We start from the raw sequence: 16,690 nt of genomic DNA on the forward strand, positions 1-16,690 counted from the left end.
AGAAGGAGCGCTCATGTCGATAGAGGTCGTCAATCTCTGCAAGGACTACGGGGGACGGCGCGCTGTGCACGACGTGTCCTTTTCTGTGCCGTCGGGTTCCGTCTTCGCGTTCCTCGGGGAGAACGGCGCGGGTAAGTCGACGACGATCGGCTGCATCACGACCACGCTCGCGCCGACGTCGGGCGTGATCTCGGTCAGCGGCTACGACGTGGAGCATCACCCCCACGACGTTCGTGCGAGCATCGGAGCCGTCTTCCAGTCCTCCCTTCTCGACCCTCTGCTCTCCGTGCGCGAGAATCTCGCGGTCCGAGCCGGTTTCTACGGACTCGACACGCGCGAGGCGGGTCGCCGTATCGGAACGCTGTCCGATCTCGTCGGACTCGGCTCATTCCTCGAACGGCGCTACGGGACGCTGTCCGGCGGTCAGAAGCGGCGGGCGGACATCGCCCGTGCGCTCGTGCACGAGCCGCGTGTGCTCTTCCTCGACGAGCCCACCGCCGGTCTCGACCCTCAGTCCCGGGAGAGGATCTGGGCGACGATCCACGAGTTGCGCGCGACCGCCGGGACGACGGTCTTCCTCACGACGCATTACATGGAGGAGACAGAGAACGCCGATCGCGTGTGCATCATCGATCGGGGGCGGATCATCGCCGGGGGGACGCCTGCGCAACTGCGTTCTCGATACAGCTCCAGCATCCTCACCGTGCGGTCCGAGGACCACGCCGGGGTGATCGCCGCGTGCCGCACCCGGGGGATCGATGTCCGTGCGGTGGGTGCTGATCTCGTGATCCCGATGGCGTCGTCGCAGACAGCCAAAGAGCTCCTCGCGGTCCTTCCGATCGACGACTTCGAATTTCGCCACGGAACGATGGACGACGTGTTCCTCACCCTCGTCGGGGGAGCGGACGCATGAGGAGCATCGCCGTGCTGACGACTCGCAACCTCCGCGTGTTCTTTCGAGACCGCGTCGGAGTGTTCTTCTCCTTGCTCTCCGCGCTCATCCTCATCGCGCTCTATGCTCTCTTCCTCGGCGGCATCCAAGTCGACAGCCTCGAAGCGCGGTTCCCGACGGCTCCGGATGCCGATGTCCGGTGGTTCGTGAACTCCTGGGTGTTCGCGGGCATCACCATGATCACCACGTTGACGACGTCGATCGCTGCGCTCGGCGTCTTCGTCGACGACAACGTCTCGGGCCGCTTTCGCGACTTCATCGTTTCGCCTATTCGCCGGACCCATCTCATCCTCGGGTACATGATCGCGGGTTTCACGGTCTCCGTCGTGATGACCTCGATCATCATCGCCATCGGCCAGGTGTACCTTCTGACCCAGGGCGACGAGTTGCTGAGCCCCGCCAATGCGGGCGAGACCTGGGGGGCCGTTCTTCTCTCGAGCGCCGCGTTCTCGGCGCTCGCCGCTTTCGCGGTGACGTTCCTGCGGTCCGCGGGAGCATTCACCGCCCTGTCGACCGTCGTCGGGTCGTTGATCGGGTTCTTCTCGGGCGCGTATGTTCCCGCGGGCACCCTGCCGACGTCCGTTGTCGATGGCATCAACCTCCTCCCGTTCGCGCAGGCGGCCATGCTCATCAGACGTCCCTATACCGAGCAGGCGCTCGTCGCGCTCGTCGGGGGACAGGAGGAAACGGCACGCGCCCTTCGCGAGTTCTACGGGATGTCGGCCTCGGTCGGCGGGTTCGCGGTCAGTGCCGGCGTCGCGGTGGGCACGCTCGTGATGGTCGCCGTCGTGTTCGCCTGTCTCGGTGCGTGGCGGTTGTCGCGGACCATCCGGTGATCGTCGTGGTCGACATCCGTGTGTTCGATCCGGTCCGCGACGCGCACCGAGTAGCGGCGTTCTACAACGAAGAGGGGTACGGCCCCATCGCTTCGGGCCGTGCGGCCACCGCCGGCATCCTCCTCGACATCCTCACCGAACGCGCCGTGAAGCTGTTCATCGTGGCGGAGCAGCACGGCAGGATCGTCGGGACCCTCGGGTACGCCAGGATGTCCGGTCGCCGCGTCGCCCCGGACGGGCAGCTCTTCGCCGTGATGTTCTTCGTCAGCCCCTCCCTGCGCGCCGGTTTCCTCGTCGGTCGGTTGTTCAACGATTCCTTCGCGCGCTTCGCCGACCTCGGTGCGCGATCCCTGCGCGTCGAAGTTGATCCCGCGAATCGTCGGGCTTTCCCCCTCTACGTCCGTATCGGGTTCCGACTGGTCGGTGACGGACGCCCCGACGAGGACGGCTATCTCGAACTCGTCAACCATCTGCCGGGTGTGGCGGCCGCGCTCCAGCCCGAACGATCATCGGTGTCGGGCCCCTCTCGGTACAGTGCCCAGACGATCAGGGAGGCGCGCAGGCAGACCCTGACCAGTGGCGTCGGACGAGATCGAACGGGCGAACCGACGATCTCGTACCACCTCGAGATCGATGATCGTCCGGTCTCCGCGGTGACCCACGCCGACACCGGAGAGATCCTGTCGGCCACCGTCGGGGGACTCCGGATCGACGGTCGGCGGACCGGCGCGGAGCCTCTCGCCGGTGACTCCCCCGCAGAGGTGGTCCATCCCCTGCCCGGCGGCTTCTCCGCGGTGTTGCAGACCGCGGACGGCGCGATTCGCATCGAGCATCCCCGTCATCTCGGTCCGCTCGCCCTGGATCCGTTCCCCGTGGATCGGCGGATTCCGGCCGGGGTCCGTCGTCCGGCGGCACGGATGGTCACGAGCACCGTGGAGGATCAGCGGTGGATCTCTACCGATGGAGAGATCGTGAGGACCGTCGAGTTCGCACGGGGAGGGCTCGACGTCGCGGTGACGCATCGCGACGGGGAGCGCATCGCGATCTTCCCGTGGTCGGGGTTCCGGGCGGCAACGTTGACGGTCACGTCGCCGTCGGCTGGTTCCCCCGCCTCGGCGCATTACATCCGTGGAGTGTGGCCCCGCGATCTCACGGATTTCGAGGCGGCCGCAGAGGATGTCTGCGAGGCGCAGGGTACTCAGGCGGTGTGGATCGAAACGTCCACGGGGCTCGAGCTGCGGATCGAGGTGAATTCCCCCGGACAGTGGCGGATCGAGGGTCCTCATCTTGCTCGCGTCTGCGCCGAGGCGTCGCTGAACTACAGGTATGTTCCCCGAAACGGGTCCGTCTCCGTCATCGCTGCGCGGTCGAGGAACGACGCTCGACGTGGGCGCGAGTCCACGGACCTCCCTGATACCCGTTGTCACGCGCGAGACTCGCCCGTCCGTGTCGAGGCCGCTGCTCGTTGTTCCGCCGCCGATGCCGTCGCCGTTGATGTGAACGAGGGCGTTATGGAATGGAGACTCGGCGGTGTGAGCATCGTGGAGGCGGCACCGCCGGATCGTCGGCTCGGCCCCCTGAGCGGGTTCCGCTCGTCGATGTGGTTCGCGCTGCAGCCCAGCCGGTACGACCCTGATGCGGGTGCGGTGTGGGCTCCGCCCGACCCGCGTCTGAGCTATGGAACCGGGATCGACGAATGGTGGGTCGAACCATGCTCGGGTTCGCATCTCATCCTTCACGCGCGCGCGCGACGTGCGGGGTCGAAAACGAGCGAGCTCGTCGTGTATCTCGCGGTGCCGGATGCGGAAGCAGAACTCTGGGACCCCGAACAGGGGTGGTATGCGGAGAGCGCAAGCGGATCCACCTGGCGAGCGTGGACGACGCGATGTCGTATGCACACCCCTCACGGAGTGATGGAGATCGAACCGATGGTGGGTCTCTTCCCCGAGATTCTGGTGAGACGGGGGTCATTCGGCGTCGTCCTGGCGATGCACTCGCAGACCGACCTCCTCGGAGTCGAGGCGGCGTGGCATGTGCGTTTCATCGCTCGCGCGTCCGCCTCATCCTCGCCGGCCGATGGGTGATGCGCTCCGGGTGGCACAGGATGCCGCACGCGCGGCGTCGTCACCCCGCCCGCTGTCGATCGCGGTCGTCCCGAGCCAGACGACCGCCGGGACGTGCGCTCGCGCCTCGACGGCCCCACCCGGGATCGCGTACCGTCGACGCGTGACGAACGGGATCTTCAGCTCGGTGACATTCAAGACCGAGGAGCGGGAGACCGAGACGCCGTACGTCGACCAGCGGAACATCCACTTCTCCGTCAACCGGTGCGGCCTCCACATCGTCGAGTTCTTTCACCCCGGGCATCGCCCCGAGGCCGGGAGCGAGGGCGATCGCCGCGGCCCCGACCGCATGTTCCGGTTCGAGAAGCGGATGCCGGCATGAGCGGCGGCCTGCCCGCGATCGAGTTCATGTTCCCCGGGGCGGGGCGCGACCGGATCGTCGCGGCGATCCGTGCGGGAGAGAAGACGGCGACCAGCTCGCTCGTGCGGGAGTATCTGGGCGCGGGAGACCCGCTGCCTGCCGTCGGGGACCGCGGCGCGGTGGTCGACTCGGCCGGTGAACCGGTGTGCGTCATCGAGACGACCGGGGTGGAGATCGTCGCTCTGCGGGACGTCTCGCTCACCCATGCGCTCGACGAGGGCGAGGGATACACGTCCGTCGCGGAGTGGCGCCGCGGGCACGTGCGGTTCTGGACCTCGGATGCCATGCGTGAAGAGCTCGGGGACGATTTCGTCGTCGACGACGACACGTCGGTGGTGTTGGAGCGGTTCGCGGTCGTGGGGTGAGCCTCGCGGTCAGTCGACGACCGCGGCGACCGCCTCGATCTCGACCAGCTGATCGTCGTAGCCGAGAACGGTGACACCCATCAGTGTGCTGGGCACGTCATGGTCGCCGAAGGCGTCGCGAACGACGTCCCAGGCGGTGACGAGGTCGGCCCGGCGGGCGGAGGCGACGAGCACGCGCGTGCTGATGACATCGGTCATCTTCGCGCCGGCCGCGCCCAGAGCCCCCGTCATGGTCTCGACGCATTTCGCCGCCTGCGCCGCGTAGTCGCCCACCCCGGCCGTCGAGCCGTCGTCGTTCAGCGGGCAGGATCCGGCGAGGAAGATCAGCCGGGCGTTCGCCGGAGCGGTGGCGGCGTAGGCGTACTGGGCCGCATCCGATAGGGCGGCGGCGCGGATGAGGGTGACGGCGGAGGGCATGGGGCTCCTGACGGCGAGGCGAATGTCGGGGGTCATCGCCAGACTAGGTGCATGCCTCTGTTCGACCACCTCAGTGTCAGCGTCGCCGACGTCGAACGTGCCATCGCGCAGTTCGATCCGATCCTCACCGCCCTCGGCCTGGAGCGGACGGACGGCCAAAACGGGGCGTCGTGGTACGCCGAGGGCGAGACGGAGCTCATCGTGCTGCCGGCCCGAGACGTGGCATCCGGTCCCCATGAACACGGGCGGGTCGGCTGGCAGCATCTCGCATTCGCCGTGGCCTCACGCGCGGAGGTCGTCCGTATGCACGCCCTGGCCCTGGATGCCGGATGGACCGTCGTGCGCGAGCCCAAGGAGTATCCCCGGTTCACACCGACGTACTTCGCGTCGTTCGTCGAGAACGCGGACGGCATCCGGATCGAGTTCATGCACAACCCGGGGTGAGCGGCATCCGCATCCCCTCCCGTCGAAGGGGCAAGGGTCGGGGGTCTCCAGCCCCGTCTAGTAGGGTTGTCGACTGGCGAAGATCTCTTGATATCGAGAGAGTTCGCCTCCTCCCACCACCGATCGCCCAGCGAAGGATTGTCCGTGGATCTCTACGAGTACCAGGCACGTGATCTGTTCGAAAAGTACGAGGTGCCGGTACTCGCCGGCATCATCGCCGACACCCCTGAGGAGGCGAAGGCGGCCGCGGAGAAGCTCGGCGGTGTCGTCGTCGTCAAGGCTCAGGTCAAGACCGGAGGCCGCGGCAAGGCCGGCGGCGTGAAGGTCGCGAAGAACCCCGACGAGGCATTCGAGGCGGCCCAGGCCATTCTCGGCCTCGACATCAAGGGTCACGTCGTCAAGCGCGTCATGGTCGCCGCCGGCGCCCGCATCGCCAAGGAGTTCTACTTCTCGGTGCTGCTCGACCGCGCCAACCGCTCCTACCTCTCGCTCTCGAGCGTCGAGGGCGGCATGGAGATCGAAGAGCTCGCCGTCGAGCGTCCCGAGGCGCTCGCGCGCATCGAGGTCGACCCGATCGAGGGCATCACGCCCGAGAAGGCCCTCGAGATCGCCAAGGCCGCGAAGTTCGACGACGAGCTGGCCCCCAAGGTGGCCGACGTCTTCGTCAAGCTCTTCAACGTCTACAAGGGCGAGGACGCCACCCTCGTCGAGGTGAACCCCCTCATCCAGAGCGAAGACGGCGACATCATCGCCCTCGACGGCAAGGTCTCGCTCGACGAGAACGCCGGCTTCCGCCACCCCGACCACGAGGCGCTCGAAGACAAGGACGCGGCCGACCCGCTCGAGGCCAAGGCCAAGCAGCACGACCTCAACTACGTCAAGCTCGACGGTCAGGTCGGCATCATCGGCAACGGCGCGGGCCTGGTCATGTCGACCCTCGACGTCGTCGCCTACGCCGGCGAGAAGCACAACGGCGTCAAGCCCGCCAACTTCCTCGACATCGGCGGCGGCGCCTCTGCGACCGTCATGGCCGCCGGTCTCGACGTCATCCTCGGCGACGAGCAGGTCAAGAGCGTCTTCGTCAACGTCTTCGGCGGCATCACCTCGTGCGTCGCCGTCGCCGAGGGCATCGTCAAGGCCCTCGAGATCCTCGGTGACGCCGCCACGAAGCCGCTCGTCGTGCGCCTCGACGGCAACCAGGTCGAAGAGGGTCGCCAGATCCTCGCCGCCGCCAACCACCCGCTCGTCACCCTCGCCGCCGGTATGGACGAGGGCGCCGACAAGGCCGCCGAACTGGCCAACGCGTAAGGGATAGGGACAGAAACAATGTCGATCTACCTCAACAAGGACTCCAAGGTCATCGTCCAGGGCATCACCGGCGGTGAGGGCACCAAGCACACCGCCCTCATGCTCAAGGCCGGCACCCAGGTCGTCGGTGGCGTGAACGCCCGCAAGGCCGGCACCACGGTCTCGCACAAGGACGCATCGGGCAACGACGTCGAGCTCCCCGTCTTCGCGTCGGTCGAAGAGGCCATCCGCGAGACCGGCGCCGACGTGTCGATCGCGTTCGTGCCCCCGGCCTTCACCAAGGACGCGATGGTCGAGGCCATCGACGCCGAGATCCCCCTCCTCGTCGTCATCACCGAGGGCGTGCCCGTCGGCGACACCGCCGAGGCGTGGGCGTACTCCAAGGCCAAGGGCGAGAAGACCCGCATCATCGGCCCGAACTGCCCCGGCATCATCACGCCCGGCGAGGCGCTCGTGGGCATCACTCCCGCGAACATCACCGGCAAGGGACCCATCGGCCTCGTGTCGAAGTCGGGCACCCTGACCTACCAGATGATGTTCGAGCTGCGCGACCTCGGCTTCTCGACCGCCATCGGCATCGGCGGCGACCCGGTCATCGGCACCACGCACATCGACGCCCTCGCGGCGTTCGAGGCCGACCCCGAGACCAAGGCGATCGTCATGATCGGCGAGATCGGCGGCGACGCCGAGGAGCGCGCCGCCGACTTCATCAAGGCGAACGTCACCAAGCCGGTCGTCGGTTACGTCGCGGGCTTCACGGCCCCCGAGGGCAAGACCATGGGCCACGCCGGTGCCATCGTCTCGGGCTCGGCCGGTACCGCTCAGGCGAAGAAGGAGGCCCTCGAGGCCGCCGGTGTCAAGGTCGGCAAGACGCCGTCCGAGGCCGCCGCCCTGATGCGCGAGATCATCGAGAGCCTGTAAGCAGCACTCTCTGCGGGGCCCGGATGCCACGGCATCCGGGCCCTTTCGCATGTCCGGCGGGGGCGGGGTGCGGGTGGTCTCGCGCGCGACAGGGTTGCGTGCGTGCGACGACGGGGCGCGAGATCACGTGACTCCGCCGAGAACACCTGCCCCGGCGTGTGCGCTCGCCCCGATCACGTGATGTCGGCGGCCGGGCCTGGGCTTCCCGTGCGAGGTCACGTGATCTGGCAGCCGGGCGCCGCCGCCGGGGCCGCATTGCGCGCCGTGCGGAGCACCGCGACAGAGAAGGGGCCCGGATGCCGTGGCATCCGGACCCCTCGCTGGCGCAGGCGTCAGCCGAGCAGGGCCTCGACCGGTCCGCGGGCGAAGAAGACCACGAAGCCGGCGGCGACGATCCACAGCAGCGGGCTGATGCGGCGCGCGCGACCCGACAGGGCCTGGATCAGCACCCAGCTGACGAAGCCCGCGCCGATGCCGTTGGCGATCGAGTACGTCAGGGGCATCACCGTCACCGTGAGGAAGACCGGGATGAGCACCGACATGTCGCTGAGGTCGACGTGGCGGATCTGCGCCATCATCAGCGCGCCGACGATGACCAGGGCCGCGGCGGCGATCTCGGTGGGGACGATGCTCGTCAGCGGGGTGAAGAACATCGCGAGCAGGAACAGCGCGCCGGTGACGACGTTGGCGAGTCCCGTGCGGGCGCCCTCGCCGATGCCGGAGCCCGACTCGATGAACACGGTGTTCGACGACGACGAGGTCGCACCACCCGCGACGGCGCCGATGCCCTCGATCACGAGCGCCGAGCGCAGACGCGGGAAGGTGCCGTCGGGGGCGGCGAGGCCCGCTTCGCGGGAGAGGCCGGTCATCGTGCCCATCGCGTCGAAGAAGTTCGTGAACACGAGCGTGAAGACGAGCATGAGGGCGGCGAGCACACCGATGCGACCGAACGAGCCGACCAGGTCGACCTGACCGACGAGTGACAGGTCGGGAAGGCCGACCCACTGCGCGGGGAGCGTCGGCACGCTGAGGCCCCAGCCGCCGGGGTTGCCGTCGGCCTTCGCGCCGAGGCCCGTGACGGCCTGGACGATGACCGCGATCACGGTGCCCGAGAGCAGACCGATCAGCAGCGCGGCCTTGACCTTACGTACCAGCAGCACGGCGGTGATGACCAGGGTCAGCACGAACAGGGCCGTGGGGATCGTGGTGATCGAGCCTCCGACGCCGAGTCCGACCGGCGGAGAGCTGAGACCGGTCGAGGTGACCAGACCGCTGTCGACGAAGCCGATGAAGGCGATGAACAGTCCGATGCCGACCGTGATCGCCGTCTTCAAGGCGAGGGGCACCGCCTCGAAGATCATGCGGCGCAGGCCCGTGACGGCCAACAGCACGATGATGAGGCCGTTGATGACGACGAGGCCCATCGCCTCGGGCCAGGTGACCTGACCGACGATGCCGACCGCGAGGAACGAGTTGATGCCCAGGCCCGCGGCGAACGCGAACGGCAGGCGCGTGACCAGACCGAACAGCATCGTCATCACACCCGCGGTGAGCGCGGTGACGGCGGCGACCTGCGAGAAGCCGAGCGCGTTGCCGGCGACGTCAGGAGTGCCCGACAGGATGATCGGGTTGAGGATGACGATGTACGCCATCGTGACGAAGGTGACGACGCCGCCGCGGATCTCTCCGCCGACGGTCGAGCCGCGGGCGGTGATCTCGAAGAACCGGTCGAGGCCGTTCTTCGGTTCGGGGACGGCCGTGGTCTCGGGAGCGGAAGCGCTCATGAAAGCTCCAGGGAAAAGGGGGAGGGGCTAGACCGGAGGGGAAGACGCCGACGTATCGTGTGAGCTATGTCACTCTCAGGAGAGTATCTCCCCAGCACCAGCGAATGGGCCCGTCAGCAGGCAGAGACCTTCGAAGCCACGGGGGGCAAGGAGTCCGCCGACATGCGGGGCGTACCCATCATCGTCCTCACCACCGTCGGCGCCAAAACCGGTGGTCTGCGCAAGACCGCCCTCATGCGCGTCGAGCACGACGGAAAGTACGCGGTCGTGGCATCCAAGGGCGGTGCTCCCGAGCATCCCGCGTGGTTCTACAACCTCGTGAAGAACCCTCGTGTGGCCCTGCAGGACGGCGACGTGAAGAAGGAGTACGACGCGCACCAGGCCGAGGGCGCCGAGCGCGAGGAGTGGTGGGGCTACGCGACCGAGGTCTGGCCCGACTACGACGAGTACCAGAAGAAGACCGAGCGCCGCATCGAGCTGTTCGTGCTGGAGCCGGTGGACTGAGGCGTCACCCGCGCGCCTGAGCTGCTGAGTGTCCAAGACACCCGGTCGTGTCGAAATTTCATCCGGGTGTCTTGGACACTCAACGCGGGTCGCACGCGCTTTGGCGCCACGCGCGGACTCGGGTGCCACGCGCGCGCGAGCTTGTCGCCGCCGAAAAGTTGAGTGTCCAAGAAACCCGGACGTTCTCGAAATTCGTCCGGGTGTCTTGGACACTCAACGAGAATCACCGGTACGAGCGGGACCGGGGAGGACGCGGCAGCGGCGGATGCCGAGACGTCACGGCCGCGAGCACGCACGGGCCCCGGACGGAGAGCGGATGCCGGGACCCAAACCTCACACCACAGTCACCGCCGCGTGAGCGAAACGTTCGCCGGGGGTAACGCCGGGGCGAGGCCGGGGGAAACCTCGGCTGCCTAGCGTCGGGGCATGGCCCGCTCGAACCCCGCAACCGGAACGAAACACGCCGCAGACGCCCCGGCAAACTCCGTCGCGTACGGTGACGGCATGCTCCACCCCGCGTCATCCGGATCCGTCGTGGTCGTGGGTGCGGGGATGGTGGCCCACCGCTTCGTCGAGAGCCTCACCAGCCGCGACACCGACGGCCGCTGGTCGATCACGGTGCTCGGCGACGAGGCCCGCGGCCCCTACGACCGGGTCGGCCTGACCGGGATCTTCACCGGCAAGACGCCGGACGACCTGGCCCTCGACGCGGCGGTCCTCGACCATGACCGTGTGCGGGTGCACACCGACGCCCGGGTTACGAAGATCGACCCCGCCGCCCGCACCGTCACCACGGTCGGCGGCTCCCTCCACTCGTACGACCGCCTCGTGCTCGCCACCGGGTCGTACGCCGCGCGCCTCGCCCTCGACGGCTTCGACCACCAGGGGTGCTTCGTCTACCGCACGCTCGACGATGTCGCCGGCATGCGCGCCTGGGTCGCGAAGCGCTCGGCCCAGCTCGGCCGGCCCCTGCGCGGCGCGGTCGTCGGTGGGGGTCTGCTCGGACTCGAGGCGGCGGGAGCGCTGCAGGCCGAGGGCGTCTCGCCGTTCGTCCTGCAGTCGAACGAGCGGCTCATGTCGGCCCAGCTCGACCTCGGCGGCGCGAAGGCGCTGCAGCGGCTCATCGAGGCGCGCGGCATCGAGGTGCGCACGAGTTCGGTGACGACGCGGGTGGATGCCGACAAGACCGGCGCCGTGTGCGGCCTCGAGCTGCGCGACGGCACGTGGGAGGCCGTCGACATCGTCGTCTTCACGGTCGGGGTGCGCCCCCGCGACGAGCTCGCGCGCACCGCGGAGCTCGCGGTCGATCCGCGCGGCGGGGTCGTCATCGACGCGGGCTGCGATACCTCCGACCCGGCGATCCTCGCGATCGGCGAGGTCGCCAGCTTCGACGGACAATGCATCGGCCTCGTCGCTCCCGGCTACGCGATGGCCGAGGTCGCCGCGACCCGCCTGCTCGGGGGCGAGGCCGCGTTCGACGGCTTCGACACCTCGGCGAAGCTCAAGCTCTCGGGTGTCGAGGTCGCGAGCTTCGGCGACGCGTTCGCCGAGACCCCCAACGCCCTCGACGTCACGTACGCCGACCCCATCTCGGGTGTCTACAAGAAGCTCGTGCTGAGCGACGACGCGCAGACGCTGCTCGGCGGCATCCTCGTGGGTGACGCCTCGGCTTACACGTCGCTGCGCCCCCTCGTCGGTCGTGCGCTGGGCGGCGACCCCGCCGCGTACCTCATGCCGTCCGACCTCGCGCCCGCCCCGCAGGGCGACCTGCCCGACGACGCCATCGTCTGCTCGTGCAACGGCGTCACGGCCGGTACCGTGCGCGGCGCCGTCACCGAGCACGACTGCGCGGATGCCGCCGAGGTCAAGGAGTGCACCAAGGCGGGAGCGGCGTGCGGCTCGTGCTTCACGCTCGTGAAGAAGCTCGTGGCGACCGAGCTGGCGGCATCCGGGAAGGAAGTCTCGAACGGTCTGTGCGAGCACTTCTCGTTCACGCGCGCGCAGCTGTTCGACGCCGTCCGCATCTCGGGGCTGAAGACCTTCACCGCGATCGTCGAGCGCTTCGGCACCGGCCGCGGCTGCGACATCTGCAAGCCGGCGCTCGCGAGCATCCTGGCCAGCCTCTACTCGGGGCACGTGCTCGAGGGCGAGCTCGCGACGATGCAGGACACCAACGACCACGTGATGGCCAACATCCAGCGCGACGGAACCTACAGCGTCGTGCCGCGCATCGCGGGAGGGGAGATCACCCCCGAGGGGCTCGTCGTGATCGGCGAGGTCGCGCGCGACTTCGGGCTGTACACGAAGATCACCGGCGGCCAGCGCATCGACATGTTCGGCGCTCGCCTCGAGCAGCTGCCCGCGATCTGGAAGCGCCTCGTCGACGCCGGCTTCGAGTCGGGACAGGCCTACGGCAAGTCCCTGCGCACCGTGAAGTCGTGCGTCGGACAGACGTGGTGCCGTTACGGCGTGCAGGACTCGGTCGGCATGGCCGTGCAGCTCGAGCTGCGGTACCGGGGCCTCCGCTCGCCGCACAAGATCAAGTTCGGCGTCTCGGGCTGCGCGCGCGAGTGCGCCGAGGCGCGCGGCAAGGACGTCGGCGTCATCGCGACCGAGGCCGGCTGGAACATGTACGTCGGCGGCAACGGCGGCTTCACCCCGCGCCACGCGGTGCTCTTCGCCGAGGGTCTCGACGACGACGGACTGCTGCGGGCCATCGACCGCTTCCTGATGTTCTACATCCGCACCGCCGACCGGCTGCAGCGCACGGCGCCGTGGATGGAGGACTACGAGGGCGGCCTCGAGGCGCTGAAGGGCGTCGTGTTCGACGACACGCTCGGCATCGCCGACGACCTCGACCGCGCCATGGCCGCGCACATCGACAACTACGAGGACGAGTGGGCGGCGACCCTCGCCGACCCCGAGAAGCTCAAGCGCTTCCAGAGCTTCGTCAACGCCCCCGACACCGCCGACCCCACACTGGCGTACGTGGCGGAGCGCGGCCAGCCCCGCCCCGCGACCGCCGAGGAACGCTCCTCCGGGGCGGTCCTCATCGGCGGCACGACCCTGGCGGTGCGCTCGTGACGATCCTGGAGGCGACGAACATGGATGCCGAGACCCCGGCGCCCGACGCATCGGTCGACGCCCTCGCGGGCGTAGGGCGCTCCGCGTGGACCCGCATCTGCCGGGTCGACGACCTGCTCGTCGAGCGCGGTGCCGCGGCCCTGGTCGGCGACCGGCAGATCGCCCTCTTCCGTACCTTCGACGGGCGCATCTTCGCCACCGACCAGGTCGACCCGTTCAGTGGGGCCGCCATTCTGTCGCGCGGGATCGTCGGCGACCGCGCGGGCGTGCCCACCGTCGCCTCGCCCATGTACAAGCAGGTGTTCGACCTGCGCACCGGCGCGTGCCTCGACACACAGGGCAAGGAGCCGCTCTCGGTGCGCGTGCACCCGGTGGCGGTGACCGACGGTGACGTGTTCGTCAAGCTCGCCCCCGTGGCGGACGACGGAGAAGGAGACCCCCGATGATCGCTCTCGCAGGACTCGACCTCACCGACAAGCTCGTCGTCTGCGTGGGCGGCGGTTCCGTCGCCCAGAGACGTATCGCCCGGCTGCGCGCGGCCGGTGCCCGGGTGCGGCTCGTCGCCCCCGTCGCGACGCCGGCCCTCGCCGCCCTGGCCGCGTCGGGCGATATCGCGTGGATGCCGCGTGGGTTCGTCGCTGAAGACCTCGATGACGCCTGGTTCTGCCACACGGCCACCGGTTCGGCATCCGTCGACGCCGCCGTCGTCGCCGCCGCCGATGCCCGCCGCGTGTGGTGCGTCAACGCCGGACACGGAGGCAAGGGCACCGCGCGCCTCGCCGCCGAGACCGCGAGCGGCGACGTCATGGTCGGGGTCGTCTCGACCGCGGGCGCCGATCCTCGCCGTAGCGTCGCCGTGCGCGACGCGATCGCCCAGCGCCTCGCCGCGGGCGCCCTCCCTCTCCGCCGCCGACGTCGTCCGCTCGTGGGGAGCGTGGCGCTCGTCGGCGGCGGTCCCGGCCCGATCGACCTGATGACCGTGCGCGCCCGCGCCCTGCTCGCCGAGGCCGACGTCGTCGTGCACGACCGCCTCGGACCCACCGGGGTGCTCCGTGAGCTCGGCGACGACGTGGAGCTCGTCGACGTGGGCAAGCGCCCCCAGCACCACCCCGTGCCGCAGGACGAGATCAACGCGATCCTCGTCGATCGCGCCGCGAAGGGCCTCCGTGTCGTGCGACTCAAAGGCGGTGACCCCTTCGTCTACGGTCGTGGTGGCGAAGAGGTGCTCGCGTGCCGGGCCGCCGGCATCCCGGTCGAGGTCGTTCCGGGCATCTCGAGCGCCATCGCCGTGCCGTCGGCGGCGGGGGTCCCCGTGACTCACCGCGGCGTCGCCGGCACCCTGCACGTCGTGAACGGTCAGGAGACCCCGAGCGAGGCCACCCTCGCGGCCCTCCGCGACGACAGCGCCACCGTCGTCGCGCTCATGGGCGTGAGCGCCCTGCCCCGTTTCGTCGCCGCGGCCCGCGCTGCCGGTGCTCCCGAGACCCGCCACGTCGCCTTCGTCGAGAACGGCCACACCCCCGCTCAGCGCACGATCCGCACGACGCTCGGAGCAGCGATTCAGGATGCCGAGGCCCACCGGCTCGCCAACCCCGCCGTGCTCGTGTTCGGCGAGGTCGCCCGGGCAGATCTGCTCATGCCGGTCGCGGTCGCGGCGCACGGGGAGGGCATCGGGTGACGACACCCGCGCGGACGATCAGCACGGTGCTCCTCGGATGCACCGTGCTGCTTCCCGTCGACCGGCGGTCGGGGGAGCTGTCGGCCGCGCTCGAACGGCACGGTGCTCGCGTGCGGGTCGCCCCGGCGCTGACGATCATCCCGCACGTCGACGACGACGAGCTCATCGCCGCCACGCGCCAGCTCGTCGCCGACCCGCCCGACGTCGTGGTGGCGACCACCGGGGTGGGTTTCCGCGGGTGGATGGAGACCGCCGACGAGGCGGGGCTCCACGACGAACTGAGCGCCGTGCTGCAGCGCGCACGGATCGTGGCCCGCGGGCCCAAGGCGCGCGGGGCGATCCAACAGGCGGGGTTCGAAGCCGACTGGGTCGCCGAGAGCGAGACCTCGGCGGAGCTGCGCGACTTCCTCGTCGCCGAGGGCATCGCGGGGCTCCATGTCGCGGTGCAGCACCACGGCTCCGGAGCCGACGGCCTCGACGACGCCTTCGAGGCAGCGGGCGCGCGCGTGACGAGTCTCACGATCTACCGGTGGGGCCCGCCGCCCGACCCCGAGGCCGTGGCCGCCTCGACCCGGCAGGTCGCCCGCGGCGAGATCGACGCCGTGCTGTTCACCTCGGCCCCCGCGGCCCGCGAGTGGATCCTGGCTGCCGAGCGCGCCGAGGCGCTCGCGGGGGTGGCATCCCGTGCGCGAGACGGACGGGTGCTCATCGCGGCGGTCGGCCCGATCACGGCCGGTCCCTTGCGCGACGCCGGGATCGATCCCCTCGTCCCCGACCGCGGGCGCCTCGGCGCGCTCGTGCGCGCGGTGGTCACGCACTACGGCGGGGCCGATGCGCCCGTCCTCGCCACGACGGCCGGGCTGCTCGGCATCCGGTCGTCGGGGATCGTGCTCGACGGGGAGTTCACGCCGCTCCCGCGCACGGGCGTCGAGATCCTGCGAGCTCTCGCGCGCGTGCCCGGCGCGGTCGTCTCGCGCGCCGACCTGGTCGCGGCGCTGTCGAACGCCGAGGCCAGCGGCCACGCCGTCGAGGTCGCCGTGGCCCGCACCCGCGAGGCGCTCGGCGGCGCCGATCTCATCCGCACGGTCTACAAACGCGGATACCGGCTCGACGTGATCGATGAGGAGGACTCATGACCGCGGTACTCATCGCCTGCGCCCACGGCACGCGGTTCGAGGAGGGGCGCGTGGTCGTGCGCGAGCTTCTCGAGATCGTACGCGCGACCGCCCCCGCCGGTGTCGAGGTGCACGAGGCGTACGTCGACGTGCACGGTCCGTACGTCACCGACGTCGTCGCGGCCGCGCGCAAGCGCACCTCAGACATCGTGATCGTGCCGCTCCTGCTGTCGACCGGGTACCACACCGAGGTCGACCTGGTGGAGGCGGCCGGCGGTCTTCCCGTGGCTCCCGCGCTCGGCCCCCACCCCGTGCTGGCGGAGATCCTCGCCGATCGCGTCCGCGAGGCGGGAGCGGGAGCGGGCGACACCGTCGTGCTGGCCGCGGCCGGTTCCACGCGGCCGGGCGCGGTCGTCGACGTCGAACGCATGGCGGAGCTCATGGCCGAGGCCGGTGTCGCAGGCCCCGTCGTGACGGCGTACGCCGCGGCATCCGATCCCCGCATCCCGGATGCCGTGGACGCTGCGCGCACCGCCGGTCAGCGAACGGTCGCGGCGAGCTACGTCCTCGCCCCGGGGCACTTCTCGCGTGTCATCGAGAAGGCCGCGGCCGACCTGACCACCGCCCCGATCGGAGCGGATCCGCGGGTGGCGACGGTGGTGTGGGAAAGGTGGCGCGACGCGCGGCGTGTGGGGACCGGCGCGGAGGCGACTGCGTCGGTCGGGGCCGCCCGGGGCGTGCTGGACGCACTGCGCGCTCTCGTCTCACGCGCTCGCCGCCGCGCCTGAGAGGCGGGCC

16 protein-coding genes are annotated in these 16,690 nt (G+C 69.9%); 14 read left to right on the forward strand and 2 right to left on the reverse strand.

Annotated features, from left to right (window positions below; all coding sequences use genetic code 11):
• Positions 1–13: 13 nt before the first annotated feature.
• The 5 genes from MTE01_RS01040 (at position 14) to MTE01_RS01060 (ending at position 4,637) form a co-directional block, all read left to right on the forward strand.
• Entirely contained in the window at positions 14–913 is a 900-nt protein-coding gene (locus MTE01_RS01040; protein WP_141375225.1) for an ABC transporter ATP-binding protein, read from the forward strand.
• A gap of 11 nt (positions 914–924) precedes the next feature.
• Complete coding sequence (locus tag MTE01_RS01045) at positions 925–1,788, forward strand: ABC transporter permease (RefSeq protein ID WP_246077932.1); 864 nt, start codon at positions 925–927, stop codon at positions 1,786–1,788.
• Positions 1,761–3,872 (forward strand): GNAT family N-acetyltransferase, encoded by a 2,112-nt coding sequence (locus MTE01_RS01050; protein ID WP_141375227.1) that lies wholly within the window; start codon positions 1,761–1,763, stop codon positions 3,870–3,872. The genes MTE01_RS01045 and MTE01_RS01050 overlap by 28 nt, the downstream gene beginning before the upstream one ends.
• 142 nt (positions 3,873–4,014) lie before the next feature.
• A complete protein-coding gene (locus MTE01_RS17195; protein WP_218026310.1) occupies positions 4,015–4,233 on the forward strand; it encodes a hypothetical protein in 219 nt (72 codons plus the stop codon).
• On the forward strand, positions 4,230–4,637 hold the full coding sequence (locus tag MTE01_RS01060; RefSeq protein WP_141375229.1) for an ASCH domain-containing protein: 408 nt from the start codon (positions 4,230–4,232) through the stop codon (positions 4,635–4,637). Before MTE01_RS17195 ends, MTE01_RS01060 begins: the two co-directional genes overlap by 4 nt.
• Before the next feature lie 9 nt (positions 4,638–4,646).
• On the opposite strand, the gene MTE01_RS01065 is transcribed toward MTE01_RS01060, so the two are convergent.
• The gene (locus MTE01_RS01065) at positions 4,647–5,054 is read right to left on the reverse strand and encodes a RidA family protein (protein WP_141375231.1); all 408 of its coding nucleotides are present in this window, start codon (positions 5,052–5,054) and stop codon (positions 4,647–4,649) included.
• A gap of 51 nt (positions 5,055–5,105) precedes the next feature.
• Here MTE01_RS01065 and MTE01_RS01070 point away from each other — a divergent pair, with 51 nt between their 5' ends.
• From MTE01_RS01070 to sucD, 3 genes are all read left to right on the forward strand, one after another.
• The gene (locus MTE01_RS01070) at positions 5,106–5,498 is read left to right on the forward strand and encodes a VOC family protein (RefSeq protein ID WP_141375233.1); all 393 of its coding nucleotides are present in this window, start codon (positions 5,106–5,108) and stop codon (positions 5,496–5,498) included.
• Between the two features lie 144 nt (positions 5,499–5,642).
• Positions 5,643–6,806, forward strand: coding sequence for an ADP-forming succinate--CoA ligase subunit beta (gene sucC / locus MTE01_RS01075; RefSeq protein ID WP_103206613.1), 1,164 nt, complete (start codon positions 5,643–5,645; stop codon positions 6,804–6,806).
• Positions 6,807–6,824: 18 nt separating this feature from the next.
• A complete protein-coding gene (gene sucD, locus MTE01_RS01080) occupies positions 6,825–7,727 on the forward strand; it encodes a succinate--CoA ligase subunit alpha (RefSeq protein WP_056226628.1) in 903 nt (300 codons plus the stop codon).
• 332 nt (positions 7,728–8,059) lie between these two features.
• On the opposite strand, the gene MTE01_RS01085 is transcribed toward sucD, so the two are convergent.
• Complete coding sequence (locus MTE01_RS01085; RefSeq protein ID WP_103206612.1) at positions 8,060–9,511, reverse strand: NCS2 family permease; 1,452 nt, start codon at positions 9,509–9,511, stop codon at positions 8,060–8,062.
• Between the two features lie 66 nt (positions 9,512–9,577).
• On the opposite strand from MTE01_RS01085, the gene MTE01_RS01090 reads away from it, so the two are divergent.
• The 6 genes from MTE01_RS01090 to MTE01_RS01115 all read left to right on the forward strand — a co-directional run bounded on the left by MTE01_RS01090 (position 9,578) and on the right by MTE01_RS01115 (position 16,680).
• A complete protein-coding gene (locus tag MTE01_RS01090; RefSeq protein WP_103206611.1) occupies positions 9,578–10,015 on the forward strand; it encodes a nitroreductase family deazaflavin-dependent oxidoreductase in 438 nt (145 codons plus the stop codon).
• Positions 10,016–10,519: 504 nt separating this feature from the next.
• Positions 10,520–13,099, forward strand: a complete 2,580-nt coding sequence (gene nirB, locus MTE01_RS01095; RefSeq protein WP_141375825.1) for a nitrite reductase large subunit NirB — start codon at positions 10,520–10,522, stop codon at positions 13,097–13,099.
• Positions 13,096–13,545, forward strand: a complete 450-nt coding sequence (gene nirD / locus MTE01_RS01100; RefSeq protein WP_246077933.1) for a nitrite reductase small subunit NirD — start codon at positions 13,096–13,098, stop codon at positions 13,543–13,545. Before nirB ends, nirD begins: the two co-directional genes overlap by 4 nt.
• A complete protein-coding gene (gene cobA / locus MTE01_RS01105) occupies positions 13,542–14,777 on the forward strand; it encodes a uroporphyrinogen-III C-methyltransferase (RefSeq protein ID WP_141375235.1) in 1,236 nt (411 codons plus the stop codon). The genes nirD and cobA overlap by 4 nt, the downstream gene beginning before the upstream one ends.
• Positions 14,774–15,913 carry a uroporphyrinogen-III synthase gene (locus tag MTE01_RS01110; protein WP_103206609.1) on the forward strand — a complete coding sequence of 380 codons (1,140 nt, stop codon included), beginning with the start codon at positions 14,774–14,776 and terminating at the stop codon, positions 15,911–15,913. The genes cobA and MTE01_RS01110 overlap by 4 nt, the downstream gene beginning before the upstream one ends.
• Entirely contained in the window at positions 15,910–16,680 is a 771-nt protein-coding gene (locus MTE01_RS01115) for a sirohydrochlorin chelatase (RefSeq protein WP_141375237.1), read from the forward strand. Before MTE01_RS01110 ends, MTE01_RS01115 begins: the two co-directional genes overlap by 4 nt.
• The last annotated feature ends 10 nt before the right edge of the window (positions 16,681–16,690 follow it).

The sequence above is a fragment of the Microbacterium testaceum genome, assembly GCF_006539145.1.
Lineage (GTDB): Bacteria > Actinomycetota > Actinomycetes > Actinomycetales > Microbacteriaceae > Microbacterium > Microbacterium testaceum.

Bases quoted from the DNA above. Each gene is read 5' to 3' on its own strand.
- MTE01_RS01090 (WP_103206611.1), top strand. From the start codon at position 9,578: ATGTCACTCTCAGGAGAGTATCTCCCCAGCACCAGCGAATGGGCCCGT.
- MTE01_RS01060 (WP_141375229.1), top strand. From the start codon at position 4,230: ATGAGCGGCGGCCTGCCCGCGATCGAGTTCATGTTCCCCGGGGCGGGG.
- MTE01_RS01065 (WP_141375231.1), bottom strand. From the start codon at position 5,054: ATGCCCTCCGCCGTCACCCTCATCCGCGCCGCCGCCCTATCGGATGCG.
- cobA (WP_141375235.1), top strand. From the start codon at position 13,542: ATGATCGCTCTCGCAGGACTCGACCTCACCGACAAGCTCGTCGTCTGC.
- nirB (WP_141375825.1), top strand. From the start codon at position 10,520: ATGCTCCACCCCGCGTCATCCGGATCCGTCGTGGTCGTGGGTGCGGGG.
- MTE01_RS01040 (WP_141375225.1), top strand. From the start codon at position 14: ATGTCGATAGAGGTCGTCAATCTCTGCAAGGACTACGGGGGACGGCGC.
- MTE01_RS01085 (WP_103206612.1), bottom strand. From the start codon at position 9,511: ATGAGCGCTTCCGCTCCCGAGACCACGGCCGTCCCCGAACCGAAGAAC.
- MTE01_RS01115 (WP_141375237.1), top strand. From the start codon at position 15,910: ATGACCGCGGTACTCATCGCCTGCGCCCACGGCACGCGGTTCGAGGAG.
- MTE01_RS01070 (WP_141375233.1), top strand. From the start codon at position 5,106: ATGCCTCTGTTCGACCACCTCAGTGTCAGCGTCGCCGACGTCGAACGT.
- sucD (WP_056226628.1), top strand. From the start codon at position 6,825: ATGTCGATCTACCTCAACAAGGACTCCAAGGTCATCGTCCAGGGCATC.